Annotated in this window: 16 protein-coding genes; 5 read left to right on the forward strand and 11 right to left on the reverse strand. The window is 63.5% G+C overall.

Features of this window, described 5'->3' with window-relative positions:
- The first annotated feature begins 452 nt into the window (after positions 1-452).
- A complete protein-coding gene (locus FJ958_RS11715) occupies positions 453-2,423 on the forward strand; it encodes a M23 family metallopeptidase (RefSeq protein WP_181176374.1) in 1,971 nt (656 codons plus the stop codon).
- 10 nt (positions 2,424-2,433) lie between these two features.
- Here FJ958_RS11715 and FJ958_RS11720 read toward each other — a convergent pair whose 3' ends face one another.
- Complete coding sequence (locus tag FJ958_RS11720; protein WP_140742677.1) at positions 2,434-3,993, reverse strand: MFS transporter; 1,560 nt, start codon at positions 3,991-3,993, stop codon at positions 2,434-2,436.
- Between the two features lie 151 nt (positions 3,994-4,144).
- Between FJ958_RS11720 and FJ958_RS11725 the strand changes: the two genes are divergently transcribed.
- On the forward strand, positions 4,145-4,777 hold the full coding sequence (locus tag FJ958_RS11725) for a TMEM175 family protein (protein WP_140742679.1): 633 nt from the start codon (positions 4,145-4,147) through the stop codon (positions 4,775-4,777).
- Here the strand turns inward: FJ958_RS11725 and FJ958_RS11730 are convergent.
- The 8 genes from FJ958_RS11730 to FJ958_RS11765 form a co-directional block, all read right to left on the reverse strand.
- Positions 4,751-6,277: a L,D-transpeptidase family protein gene (locus FJ958_RS11730; protein WP_140742681.1), complete on the reverse strand. Its 1,527-nt coding sequence runs from the start codon at positions 6,275-6,277 to the stop codon at positions 4,751-4,753. The genes FJ958_RS11725 and FJ958_RS11730 overlap by 27 nt on opposite strands.
- A gap of 257 nt (positions 6,278-6,534) precedes the next feature.
- Positions 6,535-6,900 (reverse strand): MmcQ/YjbR family DNA-binding protein, encoded by a 366-nt coding sequence (locus FJ958_RS11735; protein ID WP_140742683.1) that lies wholly within the window; start codon positions 6,898-6,900, stop codon positions 6,535-6,537.
- Between the two features lie 147 nt (positions 6,901-7,047).
- Positions 7,048-9,654 carry an ATP-dependent chaperone ClpB gene (gene clpB / locus FJ958_RS11740; protein WP_140742685.1) on the reverse strand — a complete coding sequence of 869 codons (2,607 nt, stop codon included), beginning with the start codon at positions 9,652-9,654 and terminating at the stop codon, positions 7,048-7,050.
- Positions 9,655-9,876: 222 nt separating this feature from the next.
- Positions 9,877-10,866: a DUF4167 domain-containing protein gene (locus tag FJ958_RS11745; protein ID WP_140742687.1), complete on the reverse strand. Its 990-nt coding sequence runs from the start codon at positions 10,864-10,866 to the stop codon at positions 9,877-9,879.
- A gap of 302 nt (positions 10,867-11,168) precedes the next feature.
- Positions 11,169-12,047, reverse strand: coding sequence for a peptide chain release factor N(5)-glutamine methyltransferase (gene prmC, locus FJ958_RS11750; protein ID WP_140742689.1), 879 nt, complete (start codon positions 12,045-12,047; stop codon positions 11,169-11,171).
- Positions 12,040-13,119 carry a peptide chain release factor 1 gene (prfA, locus tag FJ958_RS11755; RefSeq protein ID WP_140742691.1) on the reverse strand — a complete coding sequence of 360 codons (1,080 nt, stop codon included), beginning with the start codon at positions 13,117-13,119 and terminating at the stop codon, positions 12,040-12,042. Before prfA ends, prmC begins: the two co-directional genes overlap by 8 nt.
- Before the next feature lie 8 nt (positions 13,120-13,127).
- Positions 13,128-15,398 (reverse strand): phosphoenolpyruvate--protein phosphotransferase, encoded by a 2,271-nt coding sequence (ptsP, locus tag FJ958_RS11760; protein WP_140742693.1) that lies wholly within the window; start codon positions 15,396-15,398, stop codon positions 13,128-13,130.
- A gap of 81 nt (positions 15,399-15,479) precedes the next feature.
- The gene (locus FJ958_RS11765; RefSeq protein ID WP_140742695.1) at positions 15,480-16,733 is read right to left on the reverse strand and encodes an aspartate kinase; all 1,254 of its coding nucleotides are present in this window, start codon (positions 16,731-16,733) and stop codon (positions 15,480-15,482) included.
- A 261-nt stretch (positions 16,734-16,994) separates the two neighbouring features.
- On the opposite strand from FJ958_RS11765, the gene FJ958_RS11770 reads away from it, so the two are divergent.
- Positions 16,995-18,833, forward strand: a complete 1,839-nt coding sequence (locus FJ958_RS11770) for a CHASE3 domain-containing protein (RefSeq protein ID WP_140742697.1) — start codon at positions 16,995-16,997, stop codon at positions 18,831-18,833.
- Between the two features lie 183 nt (positions 18,834-19,016).
- The gene (gene ubiG, locus FJ958_RS11775) at positions 19,017-19,766 is read left to right on the forward strand and encodes a bifunctional 2-polyprenyl-6-hydroxyphenol methylase/3-demethylubiquinol 3-O-methyltransferase UbiG (protein WP_140742699.1); all 750 of its coding nucleotides are present in this window, start codon (positions 19,017-19,019) and stop codon (positions 19,764-19,766) included.
- Positions 19,767-19,775: 9 nt separating this feature from the next.
- Here the strand turns inward: ubiG and FJ958_RS11780 are convergent, their stop codons facing one another.
- Both FJ958_RS11780 and FJ958_RS11785 read right to left on the reverse strand, forming a co-directional pair.
- Positions 19,776-20,288, reverse strand: coding sequence for a flavin reductase family protein (locus FJ958_RS11780; RefSeq protein ID WP_140742701.1), 513 nt, complete (start codon positions 20,286-20,288; stop codon positions 19,776-19,778).
- A gap of 120 nt (positions 20,289-20,408) precedes the next feature.
- Positions 20,409-21,533 carry an LLM class flavin-dependent oxidoreductase gene (locus FJ958_RS11785; RefSeq protein ID WP_140742703.1) on the reverse strand — a complete coding sequence of 375 codons (1,125 nt, stop codon included), beginning with the start codon at positions 21,531-21,533 and terminating at the stop codon, positions 20,409-20,411.
- A 111-nt stretch (positions 21,534-21,644) separates the two neighbouring features.
- Between FJ958_RS11785 and FJ958_RS11790 the strand changes: the two genes are divergently transcribed.
- Positions 21,645-22,235, forward strand: coding sequence for a winged helix DNA-binding protein (locus tag FJ958_RS11790; protein ID WP_140742705.1), 591 nt, complete (start codon positions 21,645-21,647; stop codon positions 22,233-22,235).
- Positions 22,236-22,237: the final 2 nt, after the last annotated feature.

Consider the following 22,237-nt stretch of genomic DNA (forward strand, 5'->3'; position numbering starts at 1 on the left):
CGGCGCACCGCCCTCGTTCGTGAGGCGTATATAGTCGCCACCAACCAGAACTGTCAACACCACTCGACCAAGTTTTTGAACTTTTTGCGACAGAAATTTCGCGCTCGCATTGTCGATAGCCGGCTGCCCCAAGGGAACTGGGGATAATGCGAGGAGGCAGCTCCGAAGGAGCCCTATTGCCGCCGCATTGCCGTTCGACACCAAGGCCAACAAAAGAGGGCGTAGCACAGCAGTGCAATGGCCTCTTTTAAGAGCCTCGCATGGGAGTGCGCGACGCGCCTTATATAAGAGAAGGCATGCCGCCCTTTTACAGAAGGCTCTATAAGAGGTGCGAGAAGGGAATTCGACTGGGGCCTGAGGCTTCGTTGACTTAACCTGCCGTGACAGGCAAATGTCATGGCCACAACAAAAGCGACAAGCCGTTCCGCTCGGGGAAGAAGCAGCCTTTCTGGATGCCAGACACGGAAGATGTCATAGCCGAACTCGGCAACGAGCCACCGCTTATCGCGGACGGCCGCAGCGGCCCGCCCGATCGGCGTGAGGTTTCCGCACGCTGGCTGTCGGGCACTTTCCTCACTGGCGTGACATCGAGCGTGCTGATGGGCGTGGCGCTGTTCGCCGCCCTTGACGGGCGCCAGCAGTTGGCGACCCCACCCGAGATCGCGGAACTGATCGGCCTTGCCAGCAACGGCGATTCCGGTGAGGTGGCCAAGACGACCAGGCTGGTGGCGCCGCGTCAGATTGCCAAGGCCAAGGACCGCCGCCGCATGGAAGTGTCGATGGTCACCAAGATCGGCGACCGCGACGTCATCCACACCATGCCTTTCGTGCAGATCAAGATGGCGCTCGCCGCGGGCCACACCACAAGCCGCCCCTACCCGCCTTTCGACCCGATGCAGGTGTTCGGCGACGACGGCGACGACGCTCCGGCGCAGCAGGCGACGGCCTCCGCGGCCTCCGGCCAGATCTACGGCGCCAAGGTCGAAAGCGAGATGAGCCTGAAGACCGTCGATTTCCCCATCGAGACGGCCTCGTTCGACGAAAAGAGCGACCTGTCGGCCGACGAGGTGGAGAAAGTCGTGCGCGAAGCCGGCACTGACCTCAGCGAGGGCGCCGTGCAGGTCGCTTCACTCCACTATGTCGACCCGCAACGATTCGGCGAAGCCTTTGCCGAGAGCATGGCCGGATCCTATGACGTGAAGATCGTGCCGGAAAACGTCTCCGTGGCGCCGCGCGCCAATGTCGACGATCAGGCACCGGCTTTTGCCGAGGAAATCATCCCCTTCACCAAGGATCTCGACATCGCCGAGGCCTTCGCCGATTCGGGCTATACGGGCGAAGATGCCATTGGCATGGCCCAGGCGATCGCCAAGCTCTTGAACGCGCCGGCGCTCAAAGCCGGAACCGTGTTGCGCGTTGGTCTCGAGGTCCATGGCGACGCCGCCAAGGTCGTGCGCGCCAGCATCTACGACAAGACCACACACATCGTCACCATCGCGCTCGACGATCGTGGCCAGTATGTGCCGGCGCAGGAGCCCGAAACCAATCCCGAATTGCTGACGGCCTTCGATGATTCGTCGGGGCCGGTGGTGGTGCGCGGCAATCTGCCCAATGTCTATGACGGCATCTACCGCGCCGCCTATTCCTACGGCATGTCCAAGGCGATGACGCAACGGCTGATCAAGCTCTTGGCATCCGACGTCGACTTCCAGTCCCGCCTCAACCCCTCCGACCGCCTCGAAGTGCTGTTCTCGCAGCCCGACGGCGATGACCAGACCTCTGACAATTCCGAACTTCTCTACGTCTCGGCGACATTTGGCGGCACGACGCGCAACTTCTACCGCTTCCAGATGCAGGATGGCAGCACCGACTATTTCGACGAGGACGGCTCGAGCGCCCAGCAGTTCCTGCTGCGCAATCCCCTGCCTGCCGGGAAATTCCGCTCCGGCTTCGGCGCACGCAAGCATCCGATCCTCGGCTATGTCCGCATGCATACCGGTGTCGACTGGGCAGCCCCGATCGGCACGCCGATCATCTCCGCCGGCAATGGTGTCGTCGAGAAGGTCGGCTGGGCCGGCGGTTACGGCAAACAGATCATCATCCGTCACGCCAATGGCTACGAGACGTCGTACAATCACCAGAGCGCCTTTGCCAAAGGTATCGAGCCGGGTGTGCGCGTCCGCCAGGGCCAGACCATTGGCTATCTCGGCCAGACCGGCCTCGCCACCGGCCCGCATCTTCACTACGAGCTGATCGTCAACGGCACCAAGGTCGATCCGATGCGTGTCCGCCTGCCGGTCGGCAAGGTGCTTAAAGGCGATGACCTCGTCGCCTTCAAGCGCGAGCGCGAGCGCATCGACGATCTCTTGAAGCAGGAAGATGGCAATTCGCTGAAGGTTGCCAGCGCCAAGATCGAAGGCTGAGCCTTCGCTTTCAGTCCTGCCTGGTTTCTGCGCGCCGCGACCACGGCAGCGCTTCGCCGGGAATCGTTGTCCATGCGGTCACGGCCGAAACCAGGCAAAGCAGCGCCGTCACCGAGGAGACAGCCGAAAAGGCTGCGTCGCTGGCGGCGAGCCTTGCCGCATCGAGCGCAGGCGCCAAGCCGGCCGGTGCCGGTTCGCCGAAGCCGGGCACGCTTGAAATCGCATTCCCATCCAGTGCCTTGGCGTAGACCCAGGCCGCCAGCGACCCCATCGCCGCCACCGCGATCAGGCCGCCAATGCGCGAGACGGCATTGTTGATCCCGGAAGCGGCCCCCGTGTCCTTGTCTTCCACCGCCGTCATGATCGCGGTCGACAATGGCGACACGACCAGCGCCATGCCGAGCCCCATCAGCGCCATCAGTGGAAATGTTCCGGTCCAGAAATGATGGATGCCGGCATGGGTGAGCAGGGCAAGTCCGGCGAAGGCGAAAGCCACGATCAGGCTGCCGCAGGCGATCGGGAAACGCGGTCCGATCCGGTCCGACAATTGTCCGACAGGTCCCGACAGAAGCGCGATCGATGCCGACAGCGGCAGGAAGATGAAGCCGACTTCGGCCGTGCTCAGACCCCAGCCGGCGATCATGAGCATCGGCAGGTAGAAGAGATTGGCCGACAGCGCGAAATAGAGGAAGAAGGTCGCCGCATTGGCGCCGGCGAAAGCGCCGATGCGAAACAGGCTGAGATCGATCATCGGCTCGCGTTGCCGCTGCTCGAACAGGATGAAGACGGCAAGCAGCACAGCGCCGGCGGCAATGCTCGGTCCCGCCATGTGGCCCCCGCCGCTGGCGCTCATCGAGGTCAGCCCATAGGCGAGCGCGCCGAAGGCCAGTGTCGCAAGCCCGCCGCCGCCCAGATCAAGGCTGCGTTTCTCAGTCGGCTCATCGGCCGGAATTTTGGCAAGCAGGAGATAGATCGAGATCAGGCCAAGCGGCAGGTTGACGGCGAAAATCGCCCGCCAGATGCCATCGCCGAAAGCCGAGAGCACCAGGCCGCCGAGTACTGGGCCGAGCGCGGTGGTCAGCGCGGAGGCCGCCGCCCAGATGCCGATCGCGCGGCCCCGCTCTTTTTTCGGATAGGCCTTGGCGATGATGGCGAGGCTGCCCGGCACCATGATCGCCGCGCCAATGCCCTGGAGGGCGCGAAACGCGATCAGCACGATCGCGTTCGGCGCCAGCGCGCAGGCAAGCGAGGCCGCGACGAACAGCGCAATGCCGGCCACGAAGGCGCGGCGCAGCCCGAACCGGTCGCCGGCGGCTCCGCCGGCAAGGATCAGCGCCGAGAGCGTCAACGCATAGGCATTGGAAATCCACTGTGCCGCGGCAAGGCTGGCACCGAGATCGACGCGGATCGCCGGCATGGCGATGGCCAGGATCGAGCCGTCGATGAAGCCGAGCGCCGAAGCCAGGATCGCCGCAACCAGCACGTATCGCCGCTGCGAAGGCGGACAGAAAGTTCCGTTCGTGACCGGACTGGTCAGCGGGATTGCGGAGGCTTTATCTGGTGAATGCATGACACATTGCTTAGACCGTCGGTGTGTCGGCAACAACCGGCCAGCGGCTCGCAGTCACTGAACCCAGCCAACTGGGCAGGGTCGCGCCGCACCGGATGCAAACGGCGGCAGTCATGCTAAGTTCCGGAGAGCCGCAAGCGGGGAGAAATCTATGAAGCGTCCACTCGAAGCATCGGCGGAGGGACGCGGCCGCATTGTCGGCATCACCGACGGCGTCTTCGCCATCGCGCTCACACTGATCGTGCTCGAGATCAGGGTGCCCGCGCATGAGACGATCCATTCCGAGCATGATCTGCTCGCTGCGATCGCGGCATTGGCGCCGCGCTTCCTGACCTACGCCTTGAGTTTCCTGACGCTGACGATCTTCTGGTTCGGCCAGCAGGCCCAGCATGGGCTGATCGCCAAGTCCGACAGGCGGCTTGCCACGCTGAACCTCTGCTTTCTCGCCTTTATCGCCTTGCTGCCGTTCTCGACCGACCTTCTGGCGGACTTCCTCGAATTCAGGACCGCGGTGCTGGTCTACTGGCTCAACCTGCTGATGCTCGGCGTCACGCTGTTCGCCAGCTGGCATTACGCGGAGAAGAACGGCTTTGTCGCGGAAGACGTCGACGCTGAAGCAAAGCGCACGGTCTATCTGCGCATCGTCAAGGCGCAGATCCTGTGGGCAATCGGCGCCGCGCTCTGCCTGGTCACCCCATTGCTCAGCGTCGGCTTCATTCTGGTGGTGCAGCTGATCTATGCCGCCGCGCTGCGCGGCTCATTGCTGCGCAAAGTCATCGGCTGAAGATCCCCCGACGAACTCCACGGTGACGCCTGGCGACACCAACTTGGCGAGCTCGCGCGCGTCCCAGTTCGTCAGGCGCACACAGCCATGGCTTTCGGTCTTGCCGATCTTCGATGGGTCTGGCGTGCCGTGGATGCCGTAGGTCGGTTTGTCCAAGGCGATCCAAACCGACCCGACAGGTCCGTTGGGACCTGGCGGAATGGTGAGAATCTTGTCGTTCTGGCCTTGTTTGAAATTGATGTTCGGGTTGTAGGTGTAGTTCGGGTCGAGCGCGACACGCGACACCGTGTGTATCCCGGTGGGCGACGGCGTGTCGGCCGAGCCGATGGTCGCGGGATAGGCTGCGACCAGCTTGCCGTCCGCATCGTAGGCGTACACTTCCTTCTTGGCCTTGTCGGCGACGATACGCGCGACTGGCGTTGACACCAGCTTGCCGAAATTGGCGACCTTGATGATGGTGCCGGGGCGATTGAAGTCCAGGCCCTTGTTGATCGACTTCAGATAGGTCTCATCCATGTGGAAGCGCTCGGCGAGCGCTTCCGTGACGGAGGTGTAGCCCATGCGGTCGAGCTTGGCCTTCTGGCTGTAGTCCTCCGGGATCGAGGCTACATAGGGGCCAGCCGCGTCTTCGGGGGTGATCGTGTAGGAAGCGAAAGCGTCGCCGCCGGTCTGGGCAAGGGCCGCCTGGATGCCGACCGCGTCGGTCGATTTCAGATTGCTACCGGTGATCTGGTTGTAGGCGGCCAAGGCCTTGTCGACGTTAGAGCCGAAGCGCCCGTCGATCACCCCCGGCGAAGCGCCCCCGCGGTCGAGCAGCACCTGCAGCGCCGCCACGTCCTGCCGCGCGCCGAGCGACAGCGACGGATCGATGGTGGCCTTGCCGCCGGTGTCCGGCGGCAGGGACGTCTGCGTTTCCGGATTGGCCGGCTGCAGTTCGGGCTGGCCCGGCTGGGCCGGTTCTATCGAGGCCTCATCGAGCGGCTGGCGTTGGATGGTGGGCGGCTTTGCCGGCTGCGGCGCCTCGGGATAAGTGTTGTCGTAGCTGCCGTCATCCTGCTGCGAAGGCGGATAGGCTTCAACCGAATTGTCGCCATAGGGGTCGGCCTCGTCCGCCGGCGGGGGGATGACCCGGCCTTCTTCTTCCAACTGCTTGCGGCGGAACCGCGCCATGTCTTGCGGATCGTCGAGATAGTAGCGGTCATCGTCGGCTGGGGCACGGCCCAACTCGCGCAGTCTTGTATCGCGGCGCAGCGCGCGCCGGTCGAGCCTCGTCTGCGGCGGCTGGATGGCGATCACCTTGCCTGTATCGGCGTCAACGATGACGCGATTACCCCTGGCGTCATAGTAAATATCGAGATTGCCGTCCTGGGCGACAAGGATGCCACCGCCGCTGGCGGTGCGGCTAACCCTCGGTGCATTGTCCTGCATCGGCGCCGCGAGCGCGCCGCAAGAAAGCATCCCGGCTGCGAGGGCCGAAAAGACGAAGATCATGCGGAACATGGTGGCCAAAACTCTCCGGTCCGTAGATTGCCGTCGCCCGGCGTTGTCCCTGTGAGGCGAACCCCTTCGCCAGCAAACCAGCTATCCACAATATGGTTCCAACATGAACCGGGCATGAAGATGGCGGTTTTCCGGCACCTCTGGGAATATCAGCTAATGCATGTCGCCCAAAGGTGACCTCGGTTTTGGGTGAACGGCATGCATCAAAACAAAGAACCTAAAGGGCGTCGCATGACTCCGTTTTCACGAGACGCGCTTTAGCCTGCGCCAAGCCCCAACTCCTTGCGCGCCTGCTTCGTCAGCTTGAGCGCAACAAGGCGGTGGCTCTCGCGCAGATAGTCCTGCAACGCCTCATCATCCATGCTCTGGCTTGTCTGACGCTGGATCCATTTCATGCCGCGCGAGGCAAGATACGGCGCGGGCCGCAAGCCCGGCTGTTCCTTCAGCACGTCATAGGCAATGTCGGAGCATTTGAAGGTGACGAAGAGCTGCGCGCCTTCGTTCCAGCCACCAATGGCAAAGACTTTGGTCCCGATCTTCCAGACATGGGCGCCACCCCACTGCACGACATGGTTCGTGGCAGGCAGAGAGGCGCAGAAGTCGTTGTAGTCGTCCAGCGTCATCCGCGCCCCATGCTAGTCTAGCTATGAAAAACGCCGCGCGCCCAAACTGGGCGCGCGGCACTCCGAAGCACGACGCGCTTCAGATCTTTGTTTTTAATGCATGTCGTTGTCCCAAAACCAAGGTCGGTTTTGGGCGACATGCATCGGTCAGGCCGCCGCCTCGGTCGCGACGACAGTCGGCTTCGAGCGGAAATTCAGCCGGTCGGAACCGGCGGTGACCTTCACCGTCGAGCCATCGAGGATCTCGCCGAGCAGGATCTTCTCCGCCAGCGGGTCCTGCAGTTCCTTCTGCATCACCCGCTTCAGTGGCCTGGCGCCATAGGCCGGATCGTAGCCCTTGGACGCCAGCCACTCGACCGCGTCGTGATCGAGCGACAGCGCGATCTTGCGATCGACAAGCAGGTTCTCCAGCCGCTTGAGCTGTATCTCGACGATGCGGTCCATGTCCTGACGGCGCAGCCGATGGAACAGGATCACTTCGTCGACGCGGTTGAGGAATTCCGGCCGGAAATGCGCCCTCACCACGCCCATCACCTCGTCGCGCACGGCGTCGACATCCTGGTCTTCGCCGAGATTGACCAGATATTCGGCGCCGAGGTTCGACGTCATGATGATCAGCGTGTTGCGGAAGTCGACGGTGCGGCCCTGGCCATCGGTCAGCCGGCCGTCATCGAGCACCTGCAGCAGCACGTTGAAGACATCCGGATGCGCCTTCTCGATCTCGTCGAAGAGCACGACCTGATAGGGCCGGCGCCGCACCGCTTCGGTCAGCGCGCCGCCTTCCTCATAGCCGACATAGCCCGGAGGCGCGCCGATCAGCCGGGCGACGGAGTGCTTCTCCATGAACTCCGACATGTCGATGCGCACCATGGCGCTCTCATCATCGAACAGGAAGCTGGCCAATGCCTTGGTCAGCTCGGTCTTGCCGACGCCCGTCGGTCCGAGGAACATGAACGAGCCGATCGGACGGTTCGGATCCTGCAGGCCGGCACGGGCACGCCGCACCGCCTTGGAGACGGCCTGCACCGCCTCGCCCTGGCCGACGACCCGCTTGCCGATCTCGTCTTCCATGCGCAGCAGCTTGTCGCGCTCGCCCTGCAGCATCTTGTCAACCGGAATGCCGGTCCAGCGCGACACGATATGGGCGACGTGGTCGGGGGTGACCACTTCCTCGACCATGCCGGCCTTGCCGTCCTGGGCCTCGGCCTCCTTCAGCTTCTTTTCCAGTTCCGGAATCTTGCCATAGGCAAGCTCGCCCGCGCGCTGGAATTCACCCTTGCGCTGGGCAATGGCCAGCTCGTTGCGCGCCTCGTCGAGCTGCTTCTTCAAGTCGGCGGCAAGCCCGAGTTTCTGCTTCTCGGCCTGCCATTTGGCGGTGATCTCGGTCGATTCCTCCTCGAGGCCGGCGAGTTCCTTTTCCAGGCGGGCAAGCCGATCCTTCGAGGCCTCGTCCTTCTCGACCTTCAGCGCCTCGCGCTCGATCTTGAGCTGCATGATGCGGCGGTCGATCTCGTCCAGCGCCTCGGGCTTGGAATCGACCTGCATCCTGAGCCGCGAGGCAGCCTCGTCGACGAGGTCGATCGCCTTGTCCGGCAGGAAACGGTCGGCGATATAGCGGTTGGACAGCGTCGCCGCCGCCACCAGCGCCGAGTCGGAGATGCGCACCTTGTGGTGCTGCTCGTATTTTTCCTTCAGGCCGCGCAGGATCGAGACGGTGTCCTCGACCGTCGGCTCGTCGACAAAGACGGGCTGAAAACGGCGGGCCAGCGCCGGATCCTTTTCGACGTGTTTTCTGTATTCATCGAGCGTGGTCGCGCCGACGCAGTGCAGTTCGCCGCGCGCCAGGGCCGGCTTCAGGAGGTTGGACGCATCCATCGCGCCATCCGCCTTGCCGGCACCGACCAGCGTGTGCATTTCGTCGATGAACAGGATGATGCTGCCGTTGGCCGAAGTGACTTCCGAGAGCACGGCCTTCAGCCGCTCCTCGAATTCGCCGCGATATTTGGCGCCAGCGATCAGCGCGCCCATGTCGAGCGCCATCAACTGCTTGTCCTTCAGCGATTCCGGCACGTCGCCATTGACGATGCGCAGCGCCAGGCCTTCGGCGATGGCCGTCTTGCCGACGCCGGGCTCGCCGATCAGCACCGGATTGTTCTTGGTGCGGCGCGACAGCACCTGGATGGTGCGGCGGATTTCGTCATCACGGCCGATGACCGGATCGAGCTTGCCGGCACGGGCATCAGCCGTGAGGTCACGCGCGTATTTCTTCAGCGCATCATAGCCCTGCTCGGCGCTCGCCGAATCGGCGGTGCGGCCCTTGCGGAGATCGTTGATGACCTGGTTCAGCGCCTGCGCGGTGACGCCGGCCTTGGCCAGGATTTCGGCTGATTTGGCCGATTTTTCCATGGCAAGCGCCTGCAGCAGCCGCTCGACGGTGACGAAGCTGTCGCCGGCCTTCTTGGCCAGTTCCTCGGCGGTCGAGAACACCTTGGCCAGAGGCTGCGCCAGATAGAGCTGGCCATTGCCGCCTTCCACCTTGGGCATCGCCTCAAGTGCCGCCTCGACACCGAGCTTGACGTCGCGGACATTGCCGCCGGCGCGCTCGATCAGCGACGCGGCTAGGCCCTCATCGTCGTCGACGAGTACCTTCAAGATGTGTTCGGGGGTGAATTGCTGGTGATTGCGGGAGAGCGCCATTGTTTGCGCGGACTGGATAAAGCCGCGCACGCGCTCGGAGTATTTCTCAAGATTCATATCTGTCTCCTTCCATCACCGGCCCGCTTTGCGGCACCGGATCAGATTGCGGTGACGGACCCGCCCATTCGAGCCGGATCCTGTTCAGCCGAGATATGGTGCATAGGCCATGCTGTCTCAAGACGCTTTGATGTCGGTCAACGCATAATATTCCACGGGCGCTAGAAAACGAAAACGGCGGAGATTTCTCCCCGCCGTTCAACGTCTTCAAGTGCTGTTCGATCAGTTGTCGATGTCTGAGATCACGGGCTCGGCGCCGCTGCTGTCGGCAGGGGCCGCGGCCACCTCGCCGGCATCCGCATTGCGGCCGCCGCCGTCTCCCTGGTCGGCATTGGCGCGCGGGCGGCGCGGACGCCGCGGGCGGCGAGCGGCGCCGCTCTCGGCTGCCGCCTCATTGAGCTCGGCCTGGGCGGCCAGACCGGCCGGCGAAAAATTCTCGAACAGCGGAGCCGGTTCGGCCGCCGCGGCGGTTTCGGCTGGCGAAGCGGGCTCTGCCTGCACCTCAGCCTGTCCCGGAGCCTCGTTGCGCTGCTGCTGGCCGCCTTGCTCGGCGGACGAAGCATAATCGCGCTGGCCGTTCTGGCCATAACCGCCATTGGGGCGGCGATCGCGATGGCGACCGCCATTGTTGCGTCCACCACTGTCACGGCCACCATTGTCACGATTGTCGCGGCCGCTTTCCCGGTTGAGCGCGACCTCGGCCGGCATGCCTTCGATCACTGGCTGCGGACCGGCGCCATGGTTGATCACTGGAACTTGCGGATCGGAAATGGTGTTGCCACCGCTGCTTGCTCCGCCGCTGCTTGCTCCGCTGTTGCTGGCCCCGCTGTTGCCAGCCCCGATGTTGCCGGCATTGTCGAACTCGTCACGGTCCTCGTCGCCGTCATCGTCGAAGTCGTCACGGTTCTGCTGGACGTTCTGGATCGGCATCTGCGCTTGCGCGGCGGCAATGATGCGATTGTAGTGTTCGGCGTGCTGGAGATAGTTCTCCGCCATGACCCGGTCGCCGGAGCTTTGCGCATCACGGGCAAGGGTGGCGTATTTTTCGGCGATCTGCTGAGCCGATCCACGGATCTTCACGTCCGGGCCGTTGCTCTCGTAATTGCGCGTCAGCGGATTCGGGCCTTTGCGGTTGTTGTTATTGTTGTTGCCACCGCCGCCGCCACTATTGTTGCGACCGCGCATGCGCCTGTTCTGCTGTTGTGGCCTCATTCGACTCTCTTCATCTTGAAATTTTCGAAAACTCGTTACGAACGGAGGCGCTCATGCAGCCAGCCGTTTCGTTTCTTCACCGGCGTTCGCCCGCATCGATTGCGTTGGCGCCACGTGCCATCCTGTTCCGGTTACATCACTTGCCGGACGATTCCCGCACGAAGCTTGGGCGTCGTTTGCGCAAGAAGGCAGCTATTTCCAAGGAAACCGAATCGCTAAGAGCACTGCCTGCTTCGTCTCATCCGGTTGAGGCGACCCTAGCCGCATTCCCCGGCATTGCCAAGCGGTTTTTTCGCACCGCGTCAAGGCTTTCCCCGTTGAAAGACAAGAACCCTGTCGTTTCCACCGAGATCGCCAAACACCTCGCCGGCGGCATAGCCGGCTGTACGAAATATGTCGTTGACCTCGTTGCGTTGCGTGTGGCCGATCTCGACCGCAATCCTGGCCTCGGCTTCCAGAAACCTTGCCGCCTTGGCAGCGATGATCCTGTAGGGGACCAGTCCATCCACACCGCCATCCAAGGCAAGGTGCGGGTCGAAATCGCGAACTTCGTCCTGCAGATTTCCAATGTCCTGTGATGCTATATAGGGAGGGTTTGCGGCAATTACATGGTATCGGCCAGAAACTTTTTCGAACCAATCCGACCGCAGTGCCGTGAACCGGCCGCCGAGCCCCAATTGCCCGGCATTGCGGGTCGCCGTCGCCAGCGCGCCGTCGGAGATGTCGACACCAGTGGCGGTTGCGGTCGGCACCACGCTCAGCAGCGCCAAGGCGATCGCGCCCGTCCCGGTGCCGAGGTCGAGGATGCGGCATGTGCCCTCCCGTGCGGCCGTTGCCTTGACGAATGGCAGCACCGCCTCGATCAGCGTTTCTGTGTCCGGCCGCGGCTCCAGCGTGTCGGGTGTCAGCGACAAGCGCAAACCGTAGAATTCACGATAGCCGAGGATGCGATGCACCGGTTCGCCACCGACCCGCCGCATCAGGGCGGTGTCGATCGCGGCGATGGCGTTCCGGTCGACCTTGCGTTCGGGGTCGGCAATGGCCTGCGTGCGCGTCGTGCCGGAAAAATGTTCGACGATCAGCCGCGCATCGAGCGCCGGATCCTCGACCGCGGCGGCCACAAGCCTGGCCCGCGCTTCCCGCAGCAGCGGCCCCAGCGCCTCGGGCAGAGGATCAGCCATCGAAGCCGATATCAGCCAGCAGCTTCGACTGGTGATCGGCGATCAGCGCGTCGACGATTTCGTCGAGCTCGCCCATCATCACCCGGTCGAGCTTATAGAGCGTCAGGTTGATGCGGTGGTCGGTGACGCGCCCTTGCGGGAAATTGTAGGTACGGATGCGCTCCGAGCGGTCGCCGGAGCCGACCTGCGACTTGCGCGATTCGGAACGCTCCTCGTCAGCCTTGCCGCGCTCCAGATCATAGAGCCGGGCCCGCAGGATCTGCATGGCCTTCGCCCGGTTCTGGTGCTGCGACTTCTCCGCCTGCACCACCATGATGCCAGTCGGCAAATGCGTGATGCGGACCGCCGAATCGGTGGTGTTGACGTGCTGCCCGCCGGAACCCGAGGCCCGCATAGTGTCGATACGGATGTCTTCGGCGCGGATCTCGATGTCGACCTCTTCCGCTTCCGGCAGCACGGCAACGGTGGCGGCCGAAGTGTGGATGCGGCCGCTGGCCTCGGTTGCCGGCACGCGCTGCACGCGATGCACACCGGATTCGAACTTCAGATGGGCGAACACGCCCTTGCCCGACACGGTGGCGATGATTTCCTTGAAACCGCCGGCATCGCCGTCGCTGGCCGACACCGTTTCGAACCGCCAGCCGCGTTCGCCGGCATAGCGCTCATACATGCGAAACAGGTCGCCCGCGAAGAGTGCCGCCTCGTCACCGCCGGTACCGGCGCGGATTTCGAGGATGGCGTTCTTGTCGTCGGCCGCATCCTTGGGCAAAAGCAGGATCTGGATGTCCTTTTGCAACCCTTCGATGCGCTCCTCGACGCCGGGCAGGTCGGCTTCGGCGAGTGCCCGCATCTCGGCGTCTGTGCCCTTGTCGGCGAGCATCGCCTCGAGATCGGCCTGCTCGTGCTCGGCCGAGCGCAGCGCCCGAACCTTGGCCACCATGTCCTGAAGCTCGGCATATTCCGAGGCCATCTTCACATAGGCATCCGGCGCCGGGCCGGCCGACATCTGCGCTTCGAGCATCTCGAAACGCTTGACGACTTGATCCATGCGGTCGCGGGGCAGGTTAATCATGACAAATGCTACAGCGGAATGGAGCGGTCGTCGGCAAAGGCCTGCAGCAACGCCCGCATCGGCAGCCCCTGCGCCGGCGCCATCAGATTATCGTCGAAGAATGCTTTCAGCTCGTCCAACGGCAGTTCCGTCAGCATGGCTTTGACCGGGCCGATCGAGGCCGGCGACATCGAGATCGAGCGGAAACCGAGGCCGATCAGCGCCATTGCCGAGATCGGCTTGCCGGCGAGTTCACCGCACAGCGTCACGGGCGTGTGGTTGCGGGCGCCGGCGTCGGCGATCTGCTTGAGCACACGCAGGAACGGCGCCGACAGCGTATCGAAGCGGTTCGCCAATTGCGTATTGCCGCGGTCGACCGCCATGACGAACTGGAACAGATCGTTTGAACCGACCGAGACGAAGTCGACGGCTTTCATCAATTCGTCGAGCTGGAACAGGAGCGACGGCACTTCCAGCATGGCGCCCAGCTTGAGGCTGGTCGGGAGGTGGTGGGCGAAGCGCGAGAGATGCCGCACCTCGCGATCGATGATCTCGCGCGCCTGGGCGATCTCGCCAAGCTCGGTCACCATCGGCAGCATCAGCTTGAGTTCACGCCCACCGCTGGCCTTGAGCAGGGCGCGGATCTGCGTGCGCAGCAATCCCGGCCGGTCGAGCGTGAGTCTGATCGCCCGCCAACCGAGCGCCGGGTTCTCTTCCTGGATGGCGCCCTTGAAGTAGGGCAGCACCTTGTCGCCGCCTATATCGATGGTGCGGAAGGTTACCGGCTTGCCGCGCGCGGCCTCGAGCACGTCGCGGTAGAGTTTTTCCTGCGCTTCGGCGCGCGGAAATGTCGAGGCGACCATGAACTGCAATTCGGTGCGGAACAGGCCGATGCCCGCCGCGCCCGCCTCGGCCAGCTGCGGCAGGTCGACGGCAAGCCCGGCATTCATCAGCAGGTCGACCTGCACGCCGTCCCTGGTCATCGACGGCTTCTTGCGCAGCTCGCGGTAGACTTCCTGCCGGCGTGCCCTGAACCGCACCTTTTCGGCATAGGCCGCCTCGAGATCGGACTGCGGCCGCAGATGGATCGCGCCTTCCTCGCCATCGACGATGATGGCATCGCCGTTTTCCGCCATGGAAACGGCGCCCTTCATCTGGCCGGCGACCGGAATGCCCATGGCGCGCGCGACGATGACGACGTGGCTGGTGGCCGCGCCATCCTCGAGCACCAGTCCACGCAATTTGTCCCGGGGATAGTCGAGCAGTTCGGCGGCGCCCATGGAGCGGGCGACGATGATGGCATCCTTCGGCAGCGATGCCGCGACATCTTCCGGCCCGCGTCCCATCAACTGCCGCAGCAGCCGGTTGGCGAGGTCGTCGAAGTCGCTCATCCGCTCGCGCAGATAGGGATCGGTCATATGCAGCATGCGCGCGCGCATGTCGCTCTGCACCTTTTCCACCGCCGCTTCCGCCGTCAGGCCGTTGCGGATCGCCTCTTCCAGGCGCCGCACCCAGCCACGGTCGTTGGCGAACATGCGGTAGGCTTCCAGCACCTGGCGATGCTCGCCCTCGAAAGCGACATCGCGGCGCTCCAGCATATCGTCGATCGAGAGCCGCAGCGAGCCGAGCGAGCTTTCCAGCCGCCGGACCTCTTCCTCACTGTCCTCGTTGAACAGGTTGGTGACGACGATGCGCGGCTCGTGCAGCACGACATGGCCAAGCCCGACGCCGTCGTTGAAGGACAGGCCGGTGAAGCTCACCGGGCGGCGCAGGTCGAGTTCGAGACCTGGCCGGGTCAGCCGGGCCAGATCGCCGGTGGCGATCATCTCGGCGATGACCATCGCCGTCGTTTCCAGCGCCTCGACCTCGTCGTCGCGGTAGTGGCGCATGGTCTTGTTCTGGACAACCAGGACGCCCAGCGTGCGCCCTGCCCGCAGCACCGGCACACCAAGGAAGGAATTGTAGATCTCTTCCCCGGTTTCTGGGAGGTAGGCGAAGGCCGGGTGTTCCTGCGCGTTGGAAAGGTTGAGCGGCCGCGCGCTGGCGGCGATCGTGCCGACCAGGCCTTGCCCCAGCCTCAGCTGCGCCAGGTGGACGGCGTTGGGGTTCAAACCTTCGGTGGCGTAGAGCTCTAGCACCGAATCGGCGCGCAGCACATAGAGCGAGCAGACTTCGGCGACCATGTTGGACGCGATATCGCGCACGATCCGGTCAAGCCGCTCCTGCGGCTCCAGCGGCTCTTGCATGAGCTCGCGGAGCCGTTTCAGCAGAACGCGCGGGCCAACGGCCGTCTCACGCATCGCGGCTTCTTCTCCAATGAAACACCTGCCGGCGCAGTTTCCGCCGCTGCCGGCACGCGCGCAACAACTGATTCAGTCTTGCTACTGCTTATCCAGACCGTAGACGGAATGCAAAGTGCGAACAGCAAGTTCCGTGTACGGGCCGTCGATCAGTATCGAAATCTTGATCTCGGAGGTGGTGATGGCTCGAATGTTGATCGCCTTGTCCGCCAGCGCCTTGAAGGCGGTGGCCGCGACGCCGGCGTGGCTCCTCATGCCGATGCCGATGACCGAAACCTTCGACATGCCGGCTTCCGACTGCACGACATCGTAGCCGACCTCTGCTTTCAGCCGATCGAGTACGGCAAGTGCCTTGTCGACGTCTCCGGAAGGCACCGTGAAGGTCATGTCGGTGAACTTGCCGTCCTCGGAAATGTTCTGGACGATCATGTCGACATTGATGTTGGCCTCGGCCAGCGGCCCGAAGATGCCGGCGGCAACGCCGGGGCGATCGCCGACGCGGCGCAGCGAAATCTGGGCCTCGTCCTTGGCGTAGGCAATTCCGGTGACGACCTGCTGTTCCACGATCTCTTCCTCGTCGCAAATGAGCGTTCCCGGAGGATTGAGCAAATCCCCCATTCCGGGCGCGTCGGGATCGTCGAAGGACGACCGCACGAAGGTACGCACCCTGTGCACCATGGCAAGTTCGACCGAACGCACCTGCAGCACCTTGGCGCCGAGCGAGGCCATTTCGAGCATTTCCTCGAAGGAAATCTTGCCCAGCCGCCGCGCCTTGGGCTCGATGCGCGGATCGGTGGTATAGACCCCGTCGACATCGGTGTAGATGTCGCAGCGATCGGCCTTGACCGCCGCGGCTATGGCCACGGCACTGGTGTCGGAACCGCCGCGGCCAAGTGTGGCGATGCGGTTGTCCGGCCCGATACCCTGGAAACCGGCGATGACAGCCACCTGGCCCTCGCCGAAACGCTTGACCAGGAACGCGCCGTCGATGTCGAGGATGCGCGCCGCGCCATGCGCGTTGTCGGTTTTGATCGGGATCTGCCAGCCCTGCCAGGACCGCGCATGGATGCCCATGTTCTGCAGCGTGATCGCCAAAAGCCCGGCGGTGACCTGCTCGCCGGAAGCGACAACGGCATCGTATTCGCGTGCGTCGTGCATCGGCGAGGCCTCGCGCGTCCAGGCGACCAGTTCATTGGTCTTGCCGGCCATTGCCGAAACCACCACCGCCACCTCATGGCCGGCGTCGACCTCGCGTTTGACGTGACGCGCCACATTGCGGATGCGGGCGATGTCGGCGACGGAGGTTCCGCCGAATTTCATCACGATGCGCGCCATGGAAGCGAATTGCCTTTGACTGAAGCCGGACCCAACCCAGAAAGCGGAATCCCGAAAAGCGGAAAGACACGTCCGGCTGCGCCGGCCGCTGAATGCGCGGCCTCCTTAGCCAAATGCTTTCGGTTTCGCAAGGCTGGACACGTATTGCCGGCTTCAAGAAGACGGCATATTGCCTTGGAGGCTGCTGCCGCTTACCAAATGCTGCCCGCGGGAATTCCTTTTGGTCCGGCAGAACAGATGATTGCTCGTCTTCGACGTGCCATGCGATGGCAAACGTTTCCGATTGTCGCCGGTTTCGTGGTGCTGGCGCTGATCGTCGGCGCCCGCGCCATGCTCGTTGAAGACCAGAGAGCCAATCGTGCCGCCGCACGCCAGACTCTTGAATATCAGCAGTTGCTTTCCGGCCTCCTTGCTCTGGCACAGGACGCCGAAAGCGGTCAGCGCGGCTATCTCCTGACCGGCGAGAAATCCTATCTCGACCCCTACCGGAAGGCAGTCGATGCAATTCCGGGGCAGCTCTCCCGCATCGACGCCATGGCGGCTTCGGACGACCCGTTCGTCCAGCAGATCAATCACATCAAGGATGCGCTTTCGCAAAAGCAGGCTGAACTGGCCGAGACCATCGCCCTGTACGACAGGGGCGATGTGGCCGGGGCGTTGCAACTGGTCCGCAGCGGCCAGGGCAAGGCCGCCATGGATGAAATCCGGACCAGCATGGATACGATCCGCCGCAGCGGCGCGGCCGACATCGCGGCGCGCGACGCGCACACGGACCAGGTCGAGGCCTGGCTGCGCGTGGGTTCGCTGGCGGCCCTCGTCGCGATCTTCCTGCTTGGCGCCTACACCATCCACGTATCCCGCCGCCGCTTCCGCGAGGTCGCCACCGCCCAGGAAGAGTTGATGCGCAAGAACACCGAGCTCGGCAACGAGATCCTGACGCGTGAAAAGGCCGAATCCCAGATACGCCAGATGCAGAAGATGGAAGCCGTCGGGCAATTGACTGGCGGCATCGCCCACGATTTCAACAACATGCTGGCGGTGATCCTCAGTGCCATGAACCTTGCCCAGCGCAAGCTGAGGCGTGGCGAGCATGATATAGAAAAGCTGATCGAAGCCGCGACCGACGCGGCCAGCCGTGCCGCCAATTTGACTTCCCGGCTTCTTGCCTTCTCCCGTCTGCAGCCGCTGGCGCCGCAGGTCGTCGACACCAACCGGCTGGTGACCGGCATGTCCGACCTCCTGCGACGGACCCTGGGCGAGGGCATTCGCATCGAAACGGTGCTGGGGGGCGGCCTGTGGAAAACTCACGCCGACCCCAGCCAGATCGAGAACGCGATCCTCAATCTGGCCATCAACGCCCGCGATGCCATGGATAATGACGGCAAGTTGACCATCGAGACCGCCAACAGCTACCTCGACGAGGCCTATGCCTCGACGCATGCCGAAGTCACGCCCGGCCAGTATGTGATGGTCGCGGTGACCGACACCGGTGCGGGCATGTCACCGGAGGTCATTACCAAGGCCTTCGAACCCTTCTTCACCACCAAGCCGGTCAACAAAGGCACGGGACTGGGGCTGAGCCAGGTGTTCGGCTTCGTCAAACAGTCAGGTGGCCACGTCAAGATCTACTCCGAACCGGGGGAAGGCACGACGATCAAGATCTACCTGCCACGCTTCTTCGGCCCCGAGCAGCCGGCCGCGCCCGCCGAGCGTGGCAAGAGCGTCTCCAAGGTCACCGAGACGATCCTCGTGGTCGAGGACGACGCCCGCGTGCGAGCCGCCACGACGGACACCATGCGCGAACTCGGCTACACCGTCATCCAGGCCGGAAGCGGCCCGGAGGCCCTTCAGAAGCTGGCCGCGACGCCTGGCATCGCCCTGCTTTTCACGGATATCGTCATGCCGGTGATGAACGGCCGCAAGCTCGCCGAGGAAGCGGTCGCGCGCCAGCCCGGGCTGAAAGTCATCTTCACCACCGGCTTCACCAGGAATGCCGTCGTCCACAACGGTGTGCTCGACCATGACGTGCATTTCCTCGCCAAGCCGTTCACCATCGAGCAGCTGGCCGCGAAGTTGCGCGACGTGCTGGACACGAAGTAGGCGGGCTTGGCGGCAGGGAGAAAATGTTGCCTTGACATTCGAGGCCTCACGCCCGACTTCCTAGCGCATGACCCCGAAATCGACTTCGATTTCGGAAAGGGATCATGCGCAGAATCAAAGTGCTACAGCGTCCTTTGCGCGTCCGAAGGACGCGCGGCGCTGTAGTGTCGAGGAGACCAATCTATGCCAGAGCCCCGACGATCGACGATCGATGCCGGAGAAGTGGAACGCTTTTCCGCCCTTGCCGCCGAATGGTGGAACCCGAACGGCAAGTTTCGCCCGCTACACAAATTCAATCCGGTCCGGCTTTCCTATATCCGCGACCAGATCGCGACGCGCTTCGGCCGTGACCCGCGCGCGGCACGGCCGTTCGAAGGCCTGCGCATCCTCGACATCGGCTGCGGCGGTGGCCTTTTGTGCGAGCCGATGGCGCGGCTTGGCGCCGAGGTCGTGGGAGCCGACGCCTCGGAAACGAACATCGAAGTGGCAAAACTGCATGCCGCCGAAGGCAATGTGAGCGTCGACTATCGCGCCACGACGGCCGAGGACCTCGCCGACGCCGGCGAGACATTCGACGTCATTCTCAACATGGAAGTGGTCGAGCATGTCGCCGACATCGACCTGTTCGTCGCCAAATGCGGACAGATGGTCCGGCCCGGCGGCATCATGTTCGTGGCCACCATCAACCGTACGCTGAAGGCGCTGGGGCTGGCCATCATCGGCGCTGAATACGTCCTGCGCTGGCTGCCACGCGGCACCCACCAGTTCGGCAAGCTGGTGCGCCCGGAAGAACTGGAAAAGGCGCTTGGCGGCGCCGGCCTGACGGTCATCGACCGCACCGGCGTCACCTACAACCCGCTTGCCGACCGCTGGTCGCGGTCGAAGGATATGGACGTCAACTACATGGTGCTGGCGGAAAAAGGATCGGTCTGACCTTTCTCGCTATTCGGCATTGAGCGGACGGTAGCCGCCGCGCCAGTAGATCAGCGCCTGGCTGGTGTCGCGGGTGCGCACCGCCTCGACCGAACCGATGACGATGGAATGCGTGCCGCGGTCGATCATCTCGTCGAGGCTGCAGTCGAAGGCGGCCACCGCGTCCGAAAGCAGCGCGGCTCCGGTTTTCAGCGTCGTCCATTCGGCGCCATCATAGCGGTCCTTGCCCTTGATGCCGCCAAAGCCGGAGAAACGCTCGGCCACGTGCTGGTGCTGGGGACCGAGCGAATTGACGCCGAAATGCCGGTAGCGCTCGATTACCGGCCAAGTCGATGACGAGCGGTTGACGCAAGCGATCACCTTGGGCGGTTCGGCCGACAGCGAGACCACCGAAATGACCACGAGACCAGAACGGTCGTCACCGATGCCGGCGGTGATGACGCTGACATTGCCGACGATGAGCCGCATGGCGGCGCGGAAATCGGCGACGCCGACGGGGCCCTCCCCCAAAACTGTGGACATAACCTCCTCCTTCGCAGCCTGGATCGGTTCATCGTTTCACGGAAACGCCGAACCACTCCATCTGTTTGCCTTGACGCAATTCCGGGCGGAAAACCGTTTCACACTTTTCCTGGAATTGCTCTAAGCCGCCGACTGCATCGTGGCCGGCGCGATGCGGACACCTCTCTCTTCGAGAATGGGTAGCACGGTGTCGCGGAAATAGGGGAATTCCCCGGCATAGTCGACAAAGGACAGCGTCGAACCGCGAAACCCGGCCGCATGCAAGGCAGTGATCCCGTCGGCGACCTGTTCCGGCGTGCCGGTGAGCGGGAAGCCGCCATGGCCCGCCGCCATACGGTCGCGGATGAGCGCCAAGAGATCATGCGGGAACGACTGCGCATGGGCGAACTGCAGCTTCACCAGATTGTCGACCGCCGCCCAGTCGGCGTTGGTGCGGCCGAAATGTTCGAGATAGTCCCTGGCTTCCTTTTCGGTCGGCCGGCACACGACATGGGCGAAGGTCAGCACGTCGACATCGCTGCCGGCGGTCCTCGCTTGCTCCTTCAGCGCAATGATCTCATCCTTGGAGCGCGCCAGGTCGATTGCCGGCGTGAACAGGAAATCGGCGTTGCGGACCGCGAATTTGCGGCCCGCTTCTGAACCGGCGGCGTTGAGGATGGGCAGCCGCGAAGCCGGGCGCGGGTCGCCAAGCACATTCCTGAGCTTGAACCAGTTGCCGTCCCAGTCAAAGGCCTCCGTGCGCTCCCACAACGCGTTGACGATATCGAACCATTCCTGGGCATAGCCGTAGCGCGTGACGTGGTCGTCGGGCAGCGTCAGCCCAAGCGCTTCATATTCCGGCTTGTTCCAGCCGGCGACGATGTTGAGGCCGATGCGGCCACGGCTGATCTGGTCGATGGTCGCCAGTTGCTTGGCGACGACGACGGGATGGTTGGCCGCGGTATGCGTCGTGGCAAAGACGGTGATGTTGCGGGTAAGCGCCAGCAGCCCAGCGGCCCAGGTGATCGTCTCCAGCACATTGCCGTGGAAGTTGGTCTCGCCGCCATAGCCGATCCAGCGCGCGATCGGCAGCATGAAGTCCATGCCGGCCTCGTCGAGCAGATACGCCAGCCGCAGATTGTTGTCCCAGGAACTGACCCAGCGCTCCGGGATCTTGGTGACGGTCATGCCGCCGGAGCAATTGGACGCGAAAGTGCCGAGGAAGAAGGGTTGCGCATCAGGCGCAGTCTTGTCGAGCATGCTCATTGGGGGGTGTTCTCCTCATTTTTTATTATAATTTATAATAGAAAGTCTATCATAAATCCATGTAGACGCAACCACCGGGATCGGCGCATGCTCATAGCGGGGAACAGGCAGATGAATGATCGGCGCAAATCTCAGGAAACAGAGGCCAAGTTGCTGGATCGCGGCTGGCATCTGGCGCGCACGCCGCTGGAAATCGATGTCACCGAAGTCGAGTATGCGCTGATGCGCTCCTATGAGGCGTTCGGCCATTGGCAGGCCGAATGCCTTGCCACGGTGATCGAGTTTTCCGCCAGCGGCCCCGAGAACGCGCTGCTCCATGTCATCCGGATGAACGACCGCCCGAAAAGCGTGCGCGATCTTGCCCAGATGACCAATCGCGATGACATTCCCAACATCCAGTACAGCCTGCGCAAATTGCTCAAGGGCGGCTTGATCACCCGCACCGGCAGCGGCAGGGCCGGCGTTACCTATGAGGTCACTCCACTCGGGCATCGCGTGACCGAACGCTACGCCGACATCCGCTCCGTTCTGCTCATCGAAGCCGTGACGCGCATTCCCGAAATGGCCGATAAGCTCGAGGAGGTCGCGCGCACGCTCGAGCTGATGACCGGCATCTACGAACAGGCGGCGCGCGCCGCCGCCACCCACCGCCGCCGGCATCCAAGGCAGGAGCCCGGAGGCGACGCCGATGGCAAGGGCTGAAG

Source organism: Mesorhizobium sp. B2-3-5, from assembly GCF_006442395.1.
In the GTDB taxonomy this organism is placed as follows: Bacteria; Pseudomonadota; Alphaproteobacteria; order Rhizobiales; family Rhizobiaceae; genus Mesorhizobium.

What these genes read in the sequence shown, in the direction of transcription:
- FJ958_RS11715 (WP_181176374.1), top strand. Translation starts at nt 453, where the DNA reads ATGCCAGACACGGAAGATGTCATAGCCGAACTCGGCAACGAGCCACCG.
- FJ958_RS11720 (WP_140742677.1), bottom strand. Translation starts at nt 3,993, where the DNA reads ATGCATTCACCAGATAAAGCCTCCGCAATCCCGCTGACCAGTCCGGTC.
- FJ958_RS11725 (WP_140742679.1), top strand. Translation starts at nt 4,145, where the DNA reads ATGAAGCGTCCACTCGAAGCATCGGCGGAGGGACGCGGCCGCATTGTC.
- FJ958_RS11730 (WP_140742681.1), bottom strand. Translation starts at nt 6,277, where the DNA reads ATGTTCCGCATGATCTTCGTCTTTTCGGCCCTCGCAGCCGGGATGCTT.
- FJ958_RS11735 (WP_140742683.1), bottom strand. Translation starts at nt 6,900, where the DNA reads ATGACGCTGGACGACTACAACGACTTCTGCGCCTCTCTGCCTGCCACG.
- clpB (WP_140742685.1), bottom strand. Translation starts at nt 9,654, where the DNA reads ATGAATCTTGAGAAATACTCCGAGCGCGTGCGCGGCTTTATCCAGTCC.
- FJ958_RS11745 (WP_140742687.1), bottom strand. Translation starts at nt 10,866, where the DNA reads ATGAGGCCACAACAGCAGAACAGGCGCATGCGCGGTCGCAACAATAGT.
- prmC (WP_140742689.1), bottom strand. Translation starts at nt 12,047, where the DNA reads ATGGCTGATCCTCTGCCCGAGGCGCTGGGGCCGCTGCTGCGGGAAGCG.
- prfA (WP_140742691.1), bottom strand. Translation starts at nt 13,119, where the DNA reads ATGATTAACCTGCCCCGCGACCGCATGGATCAAGTCGTCAAGCGTTTC.
- ptsP (WP_140742693.1), bottom strand. Translation starts at nt 15,398, where the DNA reads ATGCGTGAGACGGCCGTTGGCCCGCGCGTTCTGCTGAAACGGCTCCGC.
- FJ958_RS11765 (WP_140742695.1), bottom strand. Translation starts at nt 16,733, where the DNA reads ATGGCGCGCATCGTGATGAAATTCGGCGGAACCTCCGTCGCCGACATC.
- FJ958_RS11770 (WP_140742697.1), top strand. Translation starts at nt 16,995, where the DNA reads ATGCGATGGCAAACGTTTCCGATTGTCGCCGGTTTCGTGGTGCTGGCG.
- ubiG (WP_140742699.1), top strand. Translation starts at nt 19,017, where the DNA reads ATGCCAGAGCCCCGACGATCGACGATCGATGCCGGAGAAGTGGAACGC.
- FJ958_RS11780 (WP_140742701.1), bottom strand. Translation starts at nt 20,288, where the DNA reads ATGTCCACAGTTTTGGGGGAGGGCCCCGTCGGCGTCGCCGATTTCCGC.
- FJ958_RS11785 (WP_140742703.1), bottom strand. Translation starts at nt 21,533, where the DNA reads ATGAGCATGCTCGACAAGACTGCGCCTGATGCGCAACCCTTCTTCCTC.
- FJ958_RS11790 (WP_140742705.1), top strand. Translation starts at nt 21,645, where the DNA reads ATGAATGATCGGCGCAAATCTCAGGAAACAGAGGCCAAGTTGCTGGAT.